Below are 16,078 nucleotides of genomic sequence, written 5' to 3' on the forward strand. Positions count from 1 at the left end.
GCAGGACGATATGCGCTATGTCTCGACCCGGGGGGGCGCCCCGGACCTGAGTTTCGAAGATGCGATGCTGACCGGTCTGGCCCGCGACGGCGGGCTTTACGTCCCGACGGAGATCCCGACCATGAGCCACGGCGATATCGCCGCCTTGGCCGGGCAGAGCTATGAAGAAGCAGCCTTTCGCGTGATGCGTCCGTTTATCGGTGATGCGTTCACGGACGCGGAATTCGCCGACATTATCGCGCGCGCCTATGCCGGGTTTGGTCACGACGCCCGCGCGCCGCTGGTGCAACTGGCGCCCAACCATTTCCTGTTGGAACTGTTCCACGGGCCGACGCTGGCCTTCAAGGATTTCGCCATGCAGCTGATCGGCCAGCTGTTCCAGGCGTCGCTTGCCCGATCCGGCAAGCGCGTGACCATTGTTGGCGCGACCAGCGGTGATACCGGCTCGGCGGCGATGGAGGCATTTCGGGGCCTCGACAATGTCGATGTGTTCATCCTTTTCCCGCATGGCCGGGTTTCCGATGTGCAGCGCCGCCAGATGACGACCGTGAGCGAAGCCAATGCCCACGCCCTCGCACTGACCGGCGATTTCGACGATTGCCAAGCGCGGCTGAAGGACATGTTCAACGACCATGCCTTCCGTGACGAGGTGCGTCTTGCGGGCGTGAACTCGATCAACTGGGCGCGGGTACTGGCGCAGGTGGTCTATTACTTCACCGCCGCCGTGTCGCTCGGCGCGCCGCATCGCCGCGTCAGTTTCACGGTGCCGACGGGCAATTTTGGCGACATCTTCGCGGGCTACATCGCCAAGCGGATGGGCCTGCCGATCGAACAGCTGGTGATCGCCACCAACCAGAACGACATTCTGCACCGGGCAATGTCCGGCGGCGCCTATGAAACCCATGGCGTGACGCCTTCGATCAGTCCGTCGATGGATATTCAAGTGTCCTCGAATTTCGAACGTGCGCTTTTCGACGTCTATGACCGTGATGGCAGCGCGGTGGCGCAGTTGATGGACGAATTGCGCGGACAGGGCGGCTTCAAGATTTCCCAAGGCGCACTGGAACGGCTGCGCGGAATCTTTGCCTCGGGCCGCTGCTCGGAAGAGGAAACGCTCGCGATGATTGCGCGCGCGAACACCGAGATGGGCGAGCTTTTGTGCCCGCATTCCGCCGTCGGTGTTCACGTGGCGCAGGATCACCTCGGGACGACACCGATGGTGACGCTCGCCACAGCCCATCCCGCGAAATTTCCCGACGCGGTCGAGCAGGCCAGCGGCCTTCGCCCTGACCTGCCCGCGCGCATGGCCGACCTGTTTGACAAGCCCGAGCGGGTGACTCGCGTTGAAAACGATTTGGCCGCGCTTCAGGCGTTGGTCCGAAAGGAGCGTGCTGCTTGACCGTCCAACTCCATACCCTGTCCAACGGCCTGCGCGTCGTGACCGAGAACATGCCGTCGATGGAGTCGGCAGCCATCGGGATCTGGGTGAACGCCGGTGGGCGGCATGAACTGCCCCAGCAAAACGGCATCGCGCATTTCCTCGAACACATGGCGTTCAAGGGCACCAAGCGGCGCTCGGCCTTGCAGATCGCCGAGGAGATCGAGGATGTGGGCGGCTATATCAACGCCTATACCAGCCGCGAAGTAACGGCCTATTATGCCCGTGTGCTGAAGGCCGATGTGCCGCTGGCGATGGACCTGATTTCCGATATCCTTCTGAACCCGGTCTTCGACCCGCGCGAGATCGAGGTTGAACGCGGCGTGATCCTGCAAGAGATCGGGCAGGCGCTGGATACGCCCGACGACATCATCTTCGATTGGTTGCAGGAAGTGGCCTATCCCGAGCAGCCGCTTGGACGCACCATCCTGGGCCCTGCCGAACGCGTGCGGTCGTTCGGAGAGTCGGACCTGCGAAATTTCGTGAAAGAGCACTATGGGCCGGGGCAGATGATCCTGTCGGCGGCTGGCGCGGTCGATCACGACCAGATCGTGCGACTGGCCGAGGCAACCTTTGGCCACATGCCCGCAAGCCCTGTCAGCAAGGCGTTGCCGGGGGTATTCCACGGTGGCGAGCGGCGCGAGGTCAAGACCCTTGAACAGGCGCATTTCACATTGGCGCTGGAGGCTCCGGGCTATCGCTCGGATGACATTTACACCGCCCAGATTTACGCCACCGCTCTTGGCGGCGGCATGTCTTCGCGCCTGTTTCAGGAACTGCGCGAAAAACGTGGCCTGTGCTACACGATCTACAGTCAGGTGGGCGCCTATGACGACACTGGCTTGATGACGATCTATGCAGGGACCGGCGGAGAAGATCTGGCCGGGCTTGCCGACCTGACCATTGCCGAGGTGCGCCGCTCGGTCGAGGACATGACCGATGTCGAGATCGAGCGCGCGCGCGCGCAGATCAAGGCCGGGATGCTGATGGGGCTGGAAAGCCCGTCTGCCCGCGCCGAACGTCTGGCCCGCCTCGTGGCGATCTGGAACCGTGTGCCGCCGCTGGAAGAAACCGTCGCCCGCATCGACGCGGTCGATCGCGCGGCGGTGCGCGACCATGCGGCCAAGCTGGTTTCGGCGGGACGCGGGGCCATGGCGCTCTATGGACCCGTTGAAAAGAGCCCCGGTCTGGCGGAATTGGTGGAGCGTCTGGCCGCCTGATGATCGCCCGCAGAAAGAGAGTCCGGATCGAAACCGAGCGCATGTCCTTGCGCTTGCCAATGCATTCGGACTATCGCGCTTGGGCCAGTCTTCGTGAACAATCCGCCGAGTTCCTGCACCCGTGGGAGCCGACTTGGGCCGCCGACCATCTGACCCGCAAGAGCTTTACCAATCGTGTCTACTGGGCGCAGCGGTCGATGACCAACGGCACGGCGGTGCCACTGTTCCTGGTTCGGCGCGAGGACGACGTGATGCTTGGCGCGATCACGCTCGACAATATCCGGCGTGGCCCGGCGCAGGCGGGCACCCTTGGGTATTGGATCGGCCAGCCGCACAAGCGCCATGGCTACATGCTGGAAGCGATCGAGGCCATCGCGCACTACGCCTTTCGCGATCTGGACCTGAGCCGACTGGAGGCCGCCTGCCTGCCGGAAAACGCCGCGTCGCGGGGAGTGCTGGAAAAGGCCGGGTTCAAATACGAAGGTGTCGCGCAGAGCTATCTGCAAATCAACGGTCGTTGGCGAAACCACGTGCTCTACGCCATGCTGCGATATGACCGGCGCGGGCGGTCCGACGCGGGCTGATCTTGCGAAAAGGAGGACCGATGCCGACCCCTGTGAGCAACGATCTGGTCGCGGCGCTGAAGACGGTTCTGCCCGATGCGGTGTTCCGCGACCCTGCCCCCCGCTATCTGGAAGAGCCACGCGGGCTGTTCCATGGCACTGCCGCGCTTGTGCTGGCCCCCGGCTCGACGGACGAGGCCGCGACGATCCTGCGCCACGCGGCCGCCGCGAGGGTAGCGGTGGTGCCCTATGCCGGCGGCACCGGGCTGGTTGGCGGGCAGATATGTTGGGATGGACCCGCGCCGATTGTCATCAGCCTTGAACGCATGACCCGCCTGCGCGCTGTCGACCGGCTGGCGGGCACGCTGACCGTCGAGGCGGGGGCCATTCTGGCGGATGTGCAGGCGGCGGCGGAACAGGTGGGGATGCTGTTTCCGTTGTCCCTCGCCTCCGAAGGGTCGGCCCGGATCGGGGGGTTGCTGGGCACCAATGCGGGCGGCGTCAACGTGATCCGCTACGGCAACATGCGCGACCTCTGTCTGGGGGTCGAGGCGGTGATGCCGTCGGGCGAGGTGCTGCACGGTCTCAAGGGCTTGCGCAAGGACAACCTTGGATATGACCTGCGCCATCTGTTGATCGGGTCCGAGGGCACGCTGGGGCTGATCACGGCGGCCTGTTTGAAACTGGTGCCGCGACCTGCGGATCGCGCGGTGGCGTTGATGGTGGTCGACACCCCGTCCGATGCTCTGCTCCTGCTCGACATGGCGCGGAGCCGGGTGGGCGACGGTCTTTCGGCCTTCGAACTGATCGCCCGGACGGGGTTGGATTTTCTCGACGAGGTGGGCCCCGAGCTGCGCCAGCCCTTTGCCGACAAGCCCGACTGGATGTGTCTGATCGAGCTGGGGCTGCCCCAGGGGCAAAGCGCGGCGGATGGATTGACCGCCTTGTTCGAGGCAGCGGCCGAGGCCGGGCTGGTGCAGGATGGCCTGATCTCGCAATCCGAGGCGCAGCGTCAGGATTTTTGGACGCTACGCGAGTCTATCCCCGAGGCGAACAAGCGGATCGGGGCGATTTCGAGCCACGACATCTCGGTCCCGATCGGCAGCATCCCCGAATTCATTGCCACGGCACCGGGGCGGCTGGAGTCCCTGGGACCGGTCAGGATCAACTGTTTTGGGCATTTGGGGGACGGCAACCTGCACTACAATGTCTTCCCTCCTGTCGGAGACCGGCGGGCGGATTGGCTGGACCGGCGCGAAGAGGTCAAGTGTCGTATCCACGATCTTGTGCACGAAATAGGCGGCTCTGTTTCGGCCGAACATGGGGTGGGTCGGCTCAAGGTCGGTGACCTGGAACGCTATGGCGATCCGGCGGGTCTGGCAGCGATGCGGGCGATCAAGGCGGCGTTGGACCCTGCGGGCATCATGAACCCCGGTGCGGTGCTACGGGCCACGGCCCCGAAAGGGTGACGCCCCGCCGGGGGGTGACGGGGCGCCGTTGGGGTCTTGGGTTGTGCAAGCAACAACGTCCGTGAGTGACGAACACCCTCATCTAGGCGGGCAAACCTTAAGGTCCGGTAAATGGCACGGCCTTTTTTCCTTTGCTACAGATCAAGGTGCGTCCGGGGCCCCGGCGCTATCCTGCCTCATGAAGATCGCCGACCAGCAAGGAAAACGCCCGATGGCTCGTGGGCCGCGCAATGTCATCACCGTCTCGCCCCCCAATCTTGAGCGGACCGGATTCCTGTCCTTGGAACAGGGGTTTGCCGGGCCGTCGCGGGCCACGCGCCGCGACTGGCTGCTGGAACGGTTTTCGGAAGGCTTGCAGGTGCGGATGTTGCGCCCGCCGCTGCGCGGCTTCGTCGAATTCGCGCCGTGCCGGGTGTCGTGGCAACCACTGGCCTGCAATGGCGATTCCGTCGTGATCGAACGGCTGGAAATCGACCCCGGTTCGCGCCCGTCGCCCGGGCTGGGAACGCTGCTGCGGGCCGCCGAGGAGTGGGCCGGTTATTTTGGCTTTGCGTCCGTTCTGTTGCCGATCCGCGCGGAGGCCGGGGTTTCGGCGCGGGCACTTTCGGATCATGGCTATTGCTGCGTGGACCGGACCGTCGGGAAAACCGGCCTGTGGATGCGGGTGCTTCACGGCCCGACCCTTTTGCCGTTTCTGCCGCAGGATTGGCAGGCGCGGACCGCCGCGCTAGGTCCGGGACTGGTGGTGCAAAGCGGCGGCCAGAGCGACGAACAGCACGATATCGCCCAAGGGTTGCTGGACAGGGCCACGGCGGCGGGCCTGCCTGCGCGTTTTGACCTGCTGACATGTGCCGAGGATGCCCGAAAGCGCACCGTCTGGCCGGGCACGTTGTTTTCCGTGGTGCTCGATGGCGAGGTGATCGACACCGGGCAGGGGTCGCTCTTGCAGATCTGGCAAGAGGTGCGCCGTCGCAAGCGGCTCTGAGGGTCAGTCGCCCTCGAAGCCGCAAAGGGCATGCACGGCCATTCCCATGCCTTCCAGCCGCTTTCTGCCGCCCAGATCAGGCAGGTCCACGACGAAGGCCGTGCCGACAACTTGCGCGCCAAGCCGCTCGATCAGCTTGATCCCCGCTTCTGCGGTGCCGCCAGTGGCCAACAGGTCATCGACCAGCAAAACGGTTTCGCCCGGTTGCAGGCAATCGTCGTGAATCTCGACCGTCGCCGTGCCATATTCCAGCGTATAGTCCTGTTCGACCGTCTTACCCGGCAGCTTGCCCTTTTTGCGGATCGGCACGAACCCGACCGACAACTGGTGCGCCACGGCACCGCCAAGGATGAACCCGCGCGCCTCCAGCCCCGCCACCTTGTCGATGCGCCGTCCGACGAAGGGGGCCAGCAACTGGTCAATCGCCAACCTGAACCCGCGCGGGTCGAGAAACAGGGTGGTCACGTCGCGGAACATGATGCCCTCGTGGGGGAAATCGGGGATCGTGCGGATGTAGTCCGCGACCGACTTGTGATCGAGCATCGTGTGGGGCCTTCCGTGCCAAGTGTCTTCGGGGCCGGACCATAGCGCCTGCCGGTCGCGCCTGCAGCTTAAAAGCGCGGGTAATGACGCCGCAGGGCCTCGGCATCCTGTCCGCGCAGCCAGACCACCGCGTTCGAGCGCTCGTTAAAGATTGAATCGCGATAAGCCGGGGACAGGATGTCGGTGGCCAGTCCAAGCGCCTGCACCATCTCTTCCAGAACCACGCTGCCGATCTCGCGCCGCCGGATGTCGCGGGAAATGGCGATTGCGGCCTCTTCGATCCGGCCGTGGATGGTGCGCAGCGCGACGCGGCCCGCGGCCAATTCCTCGCCATCGAGCTGGAGGTTGCCGGTGCCGTCGATCACCCCGCCCGAGGGCGTGTCGAGCAGGTAGATGCGGATATCGGCATCGGTTTCATAGCTGCGGTCCAGCACCAGATAGGCCCCCGAGCCGTTGATCTCGGCAATCGCCCGGTCGATGGCTTGATCCACAAGATCCAACCGGTAGCCGGGGAAATTCGGGGCGATGAAGGAAATGCTGACGCTCAGGGACAGGCGGCGATCCTCGGGCCAGCGAACTTGCGGCTTGGCGCATTCTCCGCCCGGCGGGGCCGCGCAGGCGACCAACCGATAGAAGGCCTCGTCGCTCAACCGGCGTGGCACGGTCACGTATTCCTGCGCAGCGGCAAGGACGGGGGACAGGGCAAGAACGAGGATCAGGGCGCAGCGGGTCAACATGCTTTCAGAAATGCCGCAGCCGTGGCGCAAGGTCCAGTCTCACGTCGCGCGGCGCGCAAGTCTCAAGTCGGGGTCTTGATGGCGGGGCCGATTCGTGAGCGAGCGGACCGGATCAGCTCTTGGACTCGTTGAAGTAGCGGTAGAGCGACCGGGGCAGCCAGTTCAGATGCGGTTTGCGCCAGTTCATTTGATCCCTACAGACGATTTGACGGGCTTGAAGCAAATTCATTTTTCATTTCCTTATTGTTACGCCACCGGTAAACTGGCGACGACTGCATATGCTTTGTATATACAATGAATATGAAAAAATCAAGGTGGGGGCTGTTGGGGCGGTGCCGAAATCCAAGGACAACAAGAAAAGCGGGACCAAGGACAGTCAGCTGATCCTGCGTCTCGACAAGGACGAGCGCGATGAATTCGTCGCCTTGTGCAAAGAGATGGACACCAGTGCGGCGCGGGAAATCCGGCACTTTATCCGCTCATACATCAAGAAGCACAAATAACCGGATCAGCCCCACAGGGGCGGGCGGTGCACCATCAGCCAGAATATACCCACCAGCGCCGCGAAGGCGGGCCAGCCGAGAGCGAACCAGAGACGGTAGAGCCGCCGCGCCTCTTGTGGCAAGGGCTGCCCTGCGGACCACGCTGCGCCGGCCATATCGCGGATGCGGATTTGCAGATGCACCACAGGGGCCCAACAAAGGAAGGCCAGCGTATAGAGCGCATAGGTCAGCAAAAGCCACGGCGCGGTCAGCGGATGGCCTGCCAGCCAGATCAGCCAGATCCCGCTGAGCGGTTGCACGATGCCCGCTGGCGTCGTGAACAGCCAATCCGCCCAGACCACGCCGGAAGCCACGGAATGGACGGTCTCGACGCGGCCCGTGCGCATCGCCCAGACCATCTGGAACGCGGTGCCGATCCCTGTGCCGAACAGGACAGTCGAGGACAGGATGTGGACCCAACGGGCCAGCAGGTAGGGGTCCATCAGCGTTCGTCCTCCAAGATCAGGAAGATCAGCACCAACAGCATCAGGGCCGGGTTCTTGAGCAGCCCGCCAAGCGGCAGCAGCCAGAGGCCGGGGGCGAGAAGGGTGAATGCCAGCGTGTAGCCGCCGACAAGCGCCAGTTGCAGCCCGGCCACCCGGCGCAGGCGCCAGGCACGGGCTAGGGCCAGGGCGATCAGCAGGTCGGCCATCCCGCCAAGGCGGGCCAACGCGATCAGGCTCCACTCCGGCAGGGGGGCGTGCGGGATCAGCGGCAGGAATGCCTGGGCTGGCAGAAGCAGGCCGATCAAGCCCGACACCAGCCACAGCAGCATCAGGGCAACCCGTAGCAGCGGCCGCAGCAGGTAGAGCCGCGCGTGCCAAAGGTCGCCGGTGCCCGCCGGTCGCGCGGCGATGAAGGTTGAGAAACCACGCGGGCGGGCCTCGTCCGGCAAGCGAGACACCAAGGGACCGGCATCGGCCTCGATCCCGGCGGCCAATTGGTCAAGCGCGGTTGTCGAAATCGGCCCGAGCCGCAGGGCGTCACCCACCCGTGCGGTCAGGCGCGCGAGCCATTGGGGCAGCGGCCATAGCGGGGCGGACTGGAGGCCGAACCAACGGCGGAGTTCTCGCAGCATATCGCCTTGGGTCAGGGTCTCGGGGCCGCCTATCTCATGCGGGCCCGGCCCCGGCGGGTCGCGCAAGCAGGCGGCCACCACGTCGGCCAGATCGGCGGCATGGATCGGGTTGACCCGTTGATCGCCGCCCACGACCGGAATGCAAAGCGGCAGAACCGCCAGCCCGCGCGCCAGTGCCGAGCCGCCATAGGCCGTATCCCCAAGCACCAGACCGGGCCGCAGGATGGTGGCGTCATGGCGGGCCGCCAGGGCCTCGCCCTCGCGCCGGTAGCGTGCGAACGCGGTATCAGCGTGGTCGATCCCGACAGCAGAGACGAGCAGCGCGCGGCACCCGTCAGGCATGGCGCTGTAGATCGCCGCGGGCGCTGCCAGATGCACCGCGTGAAACCGTGCGTCGGGGCCTTGCAGCAGACCCGCCGCGTTTACCACGAAATCGCAGTCGGCCAATGCGTTCGACCAGAAGGACGGCGCGTGCGTAGCAGGGTCTTCCAGATCGGCGCAAAGCGTGTCGAACCCCATTTGTGCAAGTCGGGTCACGCGCCGGGCCGAGGCCAGAACCTCGACCCCGGCATCGCGCAGACCAAAGGCCAGATAGCGTCCGATGAACCCATCGGCCCCAAGCAGCAGGACACGCCCCGCCGTCACCCCAATACGCGGCCAGCGACCGCCTGTAGCTTGCGCACCATCTCGGGGTCGCGCTTGTCCGGGGCGGTCAGGATGGCGTGCTCCAGCGCCCGGTCGCAGCCATGCGGGCAAGGTGCGCGCGTCGCCCCCAGCAGGCCGGGCAACCGCGAGACCAGGTCCTTGGCCTTGTCGGCATTGCCGTGCATCGTGCGGATGATGTCGGAAATCCTGACCTCGCCATGGTCGGGATGCCAACTGTCGTAATCGGTAATCATGGCGACGGAGGCATAGCACAGCTCGGCCTCGCGGGCGAGTTTCGCCTCGGGCATATTGGTCATTCCAATGACGTCGCAGCCCCATTGATCGCGATACAGTTTCGACTCCGCCAGCGTCGAAAACTGCGGTCCCTCCATCGCCAGGTAGGTGCCACCGTCATGCACGGTGATCCCGGCGTCGATCGCCGCCGTGGTGCAGACCGCGCCGAGCCGGGGGCAGGTGGGGTGGGCCATGCTGACATGGCCGACAAGGCCCGGACCGAAAAAGCTCTTCTCCCGCGCAAAGGTCCGGTCGATAAACTGGTCGACGATGACAAAATCGCCCGGCGCCATGTCTTCGCGGAACGATCCGCAGGCCGAGACCGAGATCACGTCCGTCACCCCGAGGCTTTTTAGCGCGTCGATATTGGCGCGGTAGGGCACGGTCGAGGGCGTATGGACATGGCCGCGCCCGTGACGGGGCAGGAAAACCATCTTCACACCATCCAGCGTGCCGGTCAGCAACGCGTCCGAAGGTTCGCCGAATGCGCTTTCGACCTCGACCCAGTCCGCATCCTGCAACCCGTCGATCTCGTAGACGCCAGAGCCGCCGATTACCCCGATCACCGTGTCCATAAACAATCCTTTCCAACAGGGTTCAGGACCAGAGTAGCGGGGCGTAAGGGGTGGCTCAATTGACGAAGTGAAGCGCCGTGAAACTCTGTCGCCAGTCCGCGACCTCCGGGGCGAGGCTGGCGGGATCATTTGCCCGCAGCGCCCGCGCAATCAGCGACGCCAGTCGCGGCGCATCTTCTGCCGTCATGCCCCACCGGACAAGTTCGGGCGTACCGATGCGCAGCCCGTTCATGTCGCCGTCCACCTCGTCGATGGGCAGACCGATCCCGCAGGCCAGGAACCCCGCCTGCCGCATGGTTCTGGACGCCGCCTGACCGCCGCCGACCCCGGCGGCCGCGATAGCGAACTGATGCGACTGCGTATAGCCCTGCGCGCCCATGAACACCGGCAGGCCCCCATCCGCCAACGCCTCGGCCAAAGCCTGCGCCATGCGGATCATCTCGGCGGCATAGGCCCGCCCGTGATCGCGCCAGTCCAGCATGGTCACCGCCAGCGCCGCCGCCTTGGCCGCGTCGAAATTTGCCGTCATGCCGGGGAAGGCGATATGGTCCAGCCGTTCGGCCAGGTCTGCGTCATTGGTCACGATCACCCCGCCCGCAGGCCCGCCAAGGCTTTTGTAGGTGCTCATCGTCATCAGGTGCGCGCCTTCGGCCAGTGGGTCTTGCCACGCCTTGCCCGCGATGATCCCGCATTGATGCGCCGCGTCGAACATCAGTTTCGCGCCGACCTCATCGGCCACTTTGCGGACCTCGGCCACCGGATGCTCAAACAGGTTGAGGCTGGCGCCAAGCGTGATCAGCTTGGGGTTTTGCGCCTTGGCGAGTTTGCGCAAGCCCTCCACGTCCACCGTGTAGCCATCGGCATTGACCGGCGCAGGCAGGATGCGCAGCCCGTAGAGCCCGGCACAGCCCGCCTGGTGATGCGTAACGTGGCCACCCACAGCCGCCGGCGGGGCAATGATCGTATCACCGGGCTGGCAGGTCGCCATGAACGCGTAAAGGTTGGATATTGCCCCGGACGGCACCCGGATTTCCGCGTATTTCGCGTCGAAAACCTCGGCGACCAGTTCGGCGGCGATCACTTCGATTTCCTCGATTGCTTCCAGCCCCATCTCATACTTGTCGCCGGGATAGCCAAGCGACGGGCGGCTGCCCATGCCGCTGGACAACAGGGCTTCGGCCTTGGGGTTCATCACGTTAGTCGCGGGGTTGAGGTTGAAACAGTCCCGTTCATGGATGTGCCGATTGGCCCGGGCCAGCGCCTCGATCCGTTCGTGAATGGCGCTGCTGTCTTCTTTCGCCGTGTGGGTTGCGATGGATTGGATCAGGTCTTCGCACTGGGTGGGAACCCATGGGCGGCGGGCAAGGGTCATGGCGGCCTCCGGTTTGACGTTGCAAGGATCATGCGCGCGAAAGGCGTGACGCGGCAAACCAGATTTCCTATGAATAAGTTTAGGAAAACTACGGGTAGCTCAAATGGCCGTCGCTCCACCCCGCCCGAAAGGGCCGCCGCTGAACGCCTTGCGCGCCTTTGAGGCCGCCGCAAGGCTTGGCTCTTTCGCGGCGGCGGCAGAGGAGTTGTCGGTCACACCGGGCGCAGTTTCCCAGCATGTCAAGGCGGTAGAGGCATGGTCGGGCGTGCCATTGTTCCGCCGACGGGCGCAAGGCGTCGAACTGACCGAGGCGGGGCGGCAGGTCGCACCGGTGCTGGTCGGGGCGTTCGACGGCATCGGCGAGGCGACCCGCATGATCCGCGAAATGAAGCCGCGCGCAACGTTGACCGTGGCCGCCCTGCCGAGTGTGGCGCAGCTTTGGCTTTACCCGCGACTTGCGGCGATCCGGGCCGCGTTGCCAGGGGTGCGGCTGTCGATCTATGCGTTGGAAACGCCCCCGAACCTGCGGCGCGACCTGTTCGATCTTAGCCTGTTCCCGCGAGCGCCGGAAGAATGCCCGGATGGCCTGACGCTGGCCATGGATGAAATCTTCCCGGTCGCGGCACCACAGGTGGCCGACCGGGTGCAAAGCGCGTGGGATCTGGGTGACGAAACCCTGCTTGCCGATGAAAGCTGGGCGTCGGACTGGCCCGATTGGGCGGCGGCAGAGGGCGCGGTGCTGCCCGATCTGGGGGATGCGCCCCGCTTTTCGCTCTATAGCCTCGCGGTGGAAGAGGCTGTGGCAGGTGCGGGCATCCTGATGGGGCACGGGTTTTTGCTGGAGCAGCCGCTGCGTGCTGGCAGGCTCGTGCCGCTCTTTGCCCGGCGGCATCCTACGGGGCGGATGCTGATGCTCGACCGCCCGGTGCATCCGCGGGGCGACCTTGCACGGCTTATCAGCTTGATTTCCGGCCCTATTCCCCCGGCCGTTTGAGCGTGAAGAATTCTGTCGCACGGGTGAAATCGCGGTATCCCATGCGGCCGACCGGCTGATAAACACGGGCATCGAAAATGCCATCGACAAGGCAATCGTCGCGCATGTGGATGCCAATGACTTCGCCGAAGACCACCGTGTTGGCCTCGCCCTCGATCTTGACGATCCGGGTCAGGCGGCATTCCAGATTGGCGGGGGCGTTTACCACGCGGGGGCAGTCGATCAATTGGCATTCGGCCTTTTCGATCCCGGCATCGGCGAACTCATCGACCTCTTTCGGCCATGGGCCCGAAGTCTGGTTCATCACCTGCGCCATGTCGTAAGCCACGACATTCACACAGAAAACCCCGGTTTCGCGGATATTGGCCACGCTGTCCTTGACCCCGTCCTGATCGGGCTTGCCACTGGTGCTGGAAAACATGACCTGAGGCGGGGTATAGGCCACGCCATTGAAGAAGGAATAGGGGGCGAGGTTGTCGTAACCCTTTGACGAGCGGGAAGAAATCCAGCCGATCGGGCGGGGGGTGATCAGGGCGTTGAACGGGTTGTGGGGCAGGCCGTGGCCGTCTTTGGGTTCGTAGAACATGTCGGTCGATCCTCTTCCGGTTTGGCAACGACCTAGCGCCGTGCTAGCAGCGGTTCCAGTCGAAAATCGGGGCAGGGACGGGCGGTGTACCAGTTCGGGCAGGAACAACCGGAAGACCATTGGGAGGTCGAGGCGCTTTACGATCTGTGTTTCGCGCCGGGGCGCGAGGCGCTGTCCTCTTATCGTCTGCGCGATGCGTCGCCGCCGGTGCCAGACCTGTGCCGCGTTGCGCGGGATGGCCAAAAAATCCTAGCAGGGGCAATACGTTACTGGCCAGTGCATGTCGGGTCACACCGCGCGCTGTTGCTGGGTCCGGTGGCGGTTCACCCGACCCGGCAGGGCGAGGGGCTGGGTGGCGCGCTGATGAATGACAGCCTGCACAGGGCGTGGGATCTGGGCTGGCCGCGGGTGCTGCTGGTGGGGGATGCGCCCTATTACAGCCGTTTCGGGTTTCGTCGTCTGGAGGGCGTGGACATGCCGCCACCGACCAACCCCGACCGGGTTCTGGGCATCGGGGATTGGACCGGGATCACCGGGCCCGTGACGGCCTGGAGCGGCTGAAAAGACCCGTCGTCCCCCGTACACCCCCTGTACACCCCCCGTACACCATGCGTGCACCGGTTTGGCCGTTTTCGGTGGTGGCGCCATGGCGATTGTGCCGCTGTCCGGCTGCGCGATCCCTCGGGCACGGTCGGGCTGGGCGAAACGCGTCCGGGTCAGCTTTGCCGTTTCAACCAGTCCATGACCGCGCTGCGCACGGATTGCTCGCCGCTGGCCTCGGCCTCGTTGATCACCGCGCGGGCTTCTCGCAGGTCGACGCGGCGCAGCAGGCTTTTGACCGGGCCGATCGACGCCGGGCGCATCGACAGCGCGCGAAGACCCATGGCGGCAAAGCACAGCGCCTCGATGGGCCGCCCTGCATCCTCGCCACAAAAGCTGAGCGCCGTGTCGGTTTCCTGACACCGTTCGACGATCTGGGCAAGGAAGGTGAGATAGCTCACGTTCAGGGTGTCATAGCGGCGGCGGACGCGTTCGTTTTCGCGGTCGGCGGCAAAGAAGAACTGTTTGAGGTCGTTGCCGCCGATGGAAATGAAATCGGCCATCTCGAAGAACTGCCGGGGCGCGAAGGCGAGCGACGGCGTTTCCAGCATCGCACCGATTTCCACTTTGCCGGGCAGCACCCGACCAAGCGCGGCCTCGCGGTCGAGTTCGCGCATCAGGTGGTCACGGGCGGCGGTGAATTCCTCGAACTGGGCGATGAAGGGAAACATCACCGTCAGCGGGCGGCCATTCGCGGCGCGGATCAGCGCCTGCAACTGCATCCGCATCACGCCCGGCTTGTCCAGCCCGACCCGGATTGCGCGCCAGCCAAGCGCGGGGTTCGGCTCGTCCGTGGCCTTCATGTAAGGCAGCACCTTGTCCGAGCCGATGTCGAGCGTTCGGAAAGCCACGCGCTTGCCGCCCGCCGCCTCCATCACGCGGGCATAGAGCGCGGCCAGTTCGCCCCGTTTCGGCACGGTCGAGCGGGTCAGGAATTGCAGCTCGGTGCGGAAGAGGCCGACCCCATCGGCCCCGGAAGACGGCAGCGAGGGCAGGTCAGCCATCAGGCCCGCGTTCATCGTCAGGCTGATATGCGTGCCGTCGAGTGTTTCGGCGGGCTTGTCGCGGATCGAGGCATAGCGTTCCTGCGCGGCGGCGCGCATCGCCATCTTGTCCCGAAAGGCGGTGGCGACGGTGTCTTCGGGGCGCAGGTGGACGACGCCCTCATCGCCATCGACAAGGATCGTGTCGCCGTTCAACGCTTCTTGGGTGATCCGTTCGGCATGGACGATCAGCGGGATGGCCAGCGCCCGCGCGACAATCGCGGCGTGGCTGGCAACCGAGCCTTCCTCCAACACCACGGCCTTGAGCGATCGACCATAATCCAGCAGTTCCGCCGGACCGATGTTGCGCGCGACCAGAACCGGGTTGTCGGGGATCTGGGCGGCGGAATGGTTGCCCTGTCCGGTCAGTTGCCGCAGCAACCGGTTGGACAGGTCGTCGAGATCGTGCAGCCGTTCGCGCAAGTAGGCATCGGGCACGGTTTGCATCCGCGCGCGGGCGGCGGATTGTTCCTTTTCCACGGCGGCTTCGGCTGACAGGCCCCGGCTGATGTCTTCCTCCATCCGGCGCATCCAGCCACGGGAATTGGCGAACATGCGGTAGGCTTGCAGCACCTCGACATGTTCGGCGTCGGCCTTGGGGGCGTTGTCGAGCATTTCATCGACCGAAACGCGCAGCTTTTCCACCGCCTCGTGCAGGCGGCGCAGTTCCTCTTGCGGGTCATCGGCAACGGGGTTGGTGATGACGACGCGCGGTTCGTGCAGGTAGACATTGCCCTCTGCCGCGCCCTCTTGGCCGATGCCGCCGTGGAAGACGACCGAGCGTTGATGGCGGGCCGACATTGCCTCGTTATCGCCGACGAAGGCGCCGAGCTCGGTCATTTCGGCCAACACCATGGCGACGACTTCCAGCGCGTAGATCTCGTCCTCGGAATAGCTGCGGCCATCCTTGGATTGCACCACGAGCACGCCGAGCTTGTCGCCAAGCCGCTGAATCGGCACGCCGAGGAAGGACGAGAAGGCCTCTTCCCCCGTTTCCGGCATGTAGCGGAACCCCGGCGCGGCGGGGGCGTTGTCGGTGGCGATCGGGCGCATCCGGCTGGCGACGCGGCCGACCAGACCCTCACCGACCCTCAGGCGCGTGACGTGAACGGATTCCGGCGCGAGGCCCTCGGTCGCGCAAAGTTCCAACGTGATCGGGTCGCGCAACAGGTAGATCGAGCAGACCTCGGTCCCCATCGAATCGGCGATGATATGGGTGATCCTGTCGAGCCGCTCCTGCCCGGCGCCCGCCTCGGCCAACGTGGCCTGCAAGCGCCGCAGGAGCTTGCGACTCTCGGATTCTGTCCTTTCGGGCATATTGCCTTTTCCCTGAATCCCTGTCTGGGCGTTGTGCCCCTGAGTCAGGCATAGCCTGCGAGGCGGGGGGCGCGCAA

16 protein-coding genes are annotated in these 16,078 nt (G+C 65.0%); 8 read left to right on the top strand and 8 right to left on the bottom strand.

The features are described 5' to 3' along the window. Nucleotides 1-10 precede the first annotated feature (10 nt). The 5 genes from thrC (at nt 11) to BKY27_RS06405 (ending at nt 5,675) form a co-directional block, all read left to right on the top strand. Complete coding sequence (gene thrC / locus BKY27_RS06385) at nt 11-1,399, top strand: threonine synthase (protein WP_071673613.1); 1,389 nt, start codon at nt 11-13, stop codon at nt 1,397-1,399. After that, complete coding sequence (locus BKY27_RS06390) at nt 1,396-2,658, top strand: M16 family metallopeptidase (RefSeq protein ID WP_071673614.1); 1,263 nt, start codon at nt 1,396-1,398, stop codon at nt 2,656-2,658. Before thrC ends, BKY27_RS06390 begins: the two co-directional genes overlap by 4 nt. Further along, nucleotides 2,658-3,242 (top strand): GNAT family N-acetyltransferase, encoded by a 585-nt coding sequence (locus BKY27_RS06395; protein ID WP_071673615.1) that lies wholly within the window; start codon nt 2,658-2,660, stop codon nt 3,240-3,242. Before BKY27_RS06390 ends, BKY27_RS06395 begins: the two co-directional genes overlap by 1 nt. A 20-nt stretch (nt 3,243-3,262) precedes the next feature. Continuing rightward, nucleotides 3,263-4,690 (top strand): FAD-binding oxidoreductase, encoded by a 1,428-nt coding sequence (locus tag BKY27_RS06400; protein WP_071673616.1) that lies wholly within the window; start codon nt 3,263-3,265, stop codon nt 4,688-4,690. A gap of 211 nt (nt 4,691-4,901) precedes the next feature. After that, the gene (locus BKY27_RS06405) at nt 4,902-5,675 is read left to right on the top strand and encodes a hypothetical protein (RefSeq protein WP_146636195.1); all 774 of its coding nucleotides are present in this window, start codon (nt 4,902-4,904) and stop codon (nt 5,673-5,675) included. Between the two features lie 3 nt (nt 5,676-5,678). Here BKY27_RS06405 and BKY27_RS06410 read toward each other — a convergent pair whose 3' ends face one another. Next, nucleotides 5,679-6,218 carry an adenine phosphoribosyltransferase gene (locus BKY27_RS06410; protein WP_071673618.1) on the bottom strand — a complete coding sequence of 180 codons (540 nt, stop codon included), beginning with the start codon at nt 6,216-6,218 and terminating at the stop codon, nt 5,679-5,681. A 68-nt stretch (nt 6,219-6,286) separates the two neighbouring features. Then, nucleotides 6,287-6,955, bottom strand: coding sequence for a DUF2927 domain-containing protein (locus BKY27_RS06415; RefSeq protein ID WP_071673619.1), 669 nt, complete (start codon nt 6,953-6,955; stop codon nt 6,287-6,289). Nucleotides 6,956-7,233: 278 nt separating this feature from the next. On the opposite strand from BKY27_RS06415, the gene BKY27_RS20120 reads away from it, so the two are divergent. Continuing rightward, nucleotides 7,234-7,458 carry a hypothetical protein gene (locus BKY27_RS20120; protein WP_071673620.1) on the top strand — a complete coding sequence of 75 codons (225 nt, stop codon included), beginning with the start codon at nt 7,234-7,236 and terminating at the stop codon, nt 7,456-7,458. A gap of 5 nt (nt 7,459-7,463) precedes the next feature. Here the strand turns inward: BKY27_RS20120 and BKY27_RS06425 are convergent, their stop codons facing one another. Genes BKY27_RS06425 through BKY27_RS06440 form a run of 4 tightly spaced genes read right to left on the bottom strand, consistent with a single transcriptional unit; the run spans nt 7,464 to nt 11,461 of the window. Then, complete coding sequence (locus BKY27_RS06425) at nt 7,464-7,940, bottom strand: DUF2269 family protein (protein ID WP_071673621.1); 477 nt, start codon at nt 7,938-7,940, stop codon at nt 7,464-7,466. After that, complete coding sequence (locus BKY27_RS06430) at nt 7,940-9,220, bottom strand: DoxX-like family protein (RefSeq protein ID WP_071673622.1); 1,281 nt, start codon at nt 9,218-9,220, stop codon at nt 7,940-7,942. Before BKY27_RS06430 ends, BKY27_RS06425 begins: the two co-directional genes overlap by 1 nt. Continuing rightward, nucleotides 9,217-10,089 carry an S-methyl-5'-thioadenosine phosphorylase gene (locus tag BKY27_RS06435; protein WP_071673623.1) on the bottom strand — a complete coding sequence of 291 codons (873 nt, stop codon included), beginning with the start codon at nt 10,087-10,089 and terminating at the stop codon, nt 9,217-9,219. Before BKY27_RS06435 ends, BKY27_RS06430 begins: the two co-directional genes overlap by 4 nt. Nucleotides 10,090-10,144: 55 nt before the next feature. After that, nucleotides 10,145-11,461, bottom strand: a complete 1,317-nt coding sequence (locus BKY27_RS06440; protein ID WP_071673624.1) for a serine hydroxymethyltransferase — start codon at nt 11,459-11,461, stop codon at nt 10,145-10,147. A gap of 103 nt (nt 11,462-11,564) precedes the next feature. On the opposite strand from BKY27_RS06440, the gene BKY27_RS06445 reads away from it, so the two are divergent. Beyond that, nucleotides 11,565-12,455 (top strand): LysR family transcriptional regulator, encoded by an 891-nt coding sequence (locus BKY27_RS06445; protein ID WP_071673625.1) that lies wholly within the window; start codon nt 11,565-11,567, stop codon nt 12,453-12,455. On the opposite strand, the gene BKY27_RS06450 is transcribed toward BKY27_RS06445, so the two are convergent. Next, nucleotides 12,436-13,041 (bottom strand): flavin reductase family protein, encoded by a 606-nt coding sequence (locus BKY27_RS06450; RefSeq protein ID WP_071673626.1) that lies wholly within the window; start codon nt 13,039-13,041, stop codon nt 12,436-12,438. The two genes, BKY27_RS06445 and BKY27_RS06450, sit on opposite strands and share 20 nt — an antisense overlap. 84 nt (nt 13,042-13,125) lie before the next feature. Here BKY27_RS06450 and BKY27_RS06455 point away from each other — a divergent pair, with 84 nt between their 5' ends. After that, entirely contained in the window at nt 13,126-13,602 is a 477-nt protein-coding gene (locus tag BKY27_RS06455) for a GNAT family N-acetyltransferase (RefSeq protein ID WP_071673627.1), read from the top strand. Nucleotides 13,603-13,757: 155 nt separating this feature from the next. Here BKY27_RS06455 and ptsP read toward each other — a convergent pair whose 3' ends face one another. Continuing rightward, nucleotides 13,758-16,001 carry a phosphoenolpyruvate--protein phosphotransferase gene (ptsP, locus tag BKY27_RS06460; protein ID WP_071673628.1) on the bottom strand — a complete coding sequence of 748 codons (2,244 nt, stop codon included), beginning with the start codon at nt 15,999-16,001 and terminating at the stop codon, nt 13,758-13,760. Nucleotides 16,002-16,078 lie beyond the last annotated feature (77 nt).

This window comes from Nioella nitratireducens (genome assembly GCF_001879715.1).
GTDB lineage: Bacteria > Pseudomonadota > Alphaproteobacteria > Rhodobacterales > Rhodobacteraceae > Nioella > Nioella nitratireducens.

Bases quoted from the DNA above. Each gene is read 5' to 3' on its own strand.
- thrC (WP_071673613.1), top strand. From the start codon at position 11: ATGCGCTATGTCTCGACCCGGGGGGGCGCCCCGGACCTGAGTTTCGAA.
- BKY27_RS06395 (WP_071673615.1), top strand. From the start codon at position 2,658: ATGATCGCCCGCAGAAAGAGAGTCCGGATCGAAACCGAGCGCATGTCC.
- BKY27_RS06400 (WP_071673616.1), top strand. From the start codon at position 3,263: ATGCCGACCCCTGTGAGCAACGATCTGGTCGCGGCGCTGAAGACGGTT.
- BKY27_RS06405 (WP_146636195.1), top strand. From the start codon at position 4,902: ATGGCTCGTGGGCCGCGCAATGTCATCACCGTCTCGCCCCCCAATCTT.
- BKY27_RS06410 (WP_071673618.1), bottom strand. From the start codon at position 6,218: ATGCTCGATCACAAGTCGGTCGCGGACTACATCCGCACGATCCCCGAT.
- BKY27_RS06415 (WP_071673619.1), bottom strand. From the start codon at position 6,955: ATGTTGACCCGCTGCGCCCTGATCCTCGTTCTTGCCCTGTCCCCCGTC.
- BKY27_RS20120 (WP_071673620.1), top strand. From the start codon at position 7,234: ATGCTTTGTATATACAATGAATATGAAAAAATCAAGGTGGGGGCTGTT.
- BKY27_RS06425 (WP_071673621.1), bottom strand. From the start codon at position 7,940: ATGGACCCCTACCTGCTGGCCCGTTGGGTCCACATCCTGTCCTCGACT.
- BKY27_RS06435 (WP_071673623.1), bottom strand. From the start codon at position 10,089: ATGGACACGGTGATCGGGGTAATCGGCGGCTCTGGCGTCTACGAGATC.
- BKY27_RS06440 (WP_071673624.1), bottom strand. From the start codon at position 11,461: ATGACCCTTGCCCGCCGCCCATGGGTTCCCACCCAGTGCGAAGACCTG.
- BKY27_RS06445 (WP_071673625.1), top strand. From the start codon at position 11,565: ATGGCCGTCGCTCCACCCCGCCCGAAAGGGCCGCCGCTGAACGCCTTG.
- BKY27_RS06450 (WP_071673626.1), bottom strand. From the start codon at position 13,041: ATGTTCTACGAACCCAAAGACGGCCACGGCCTGCCCCACAACCCGTTC.
- ptsP (WP_071673628.1), bottom strand. From the start codon at position 16,001: ATGCCCGAAAGGACAGAATCCGAGAGTCGCAAGCTCCTGCGGCGCTTG.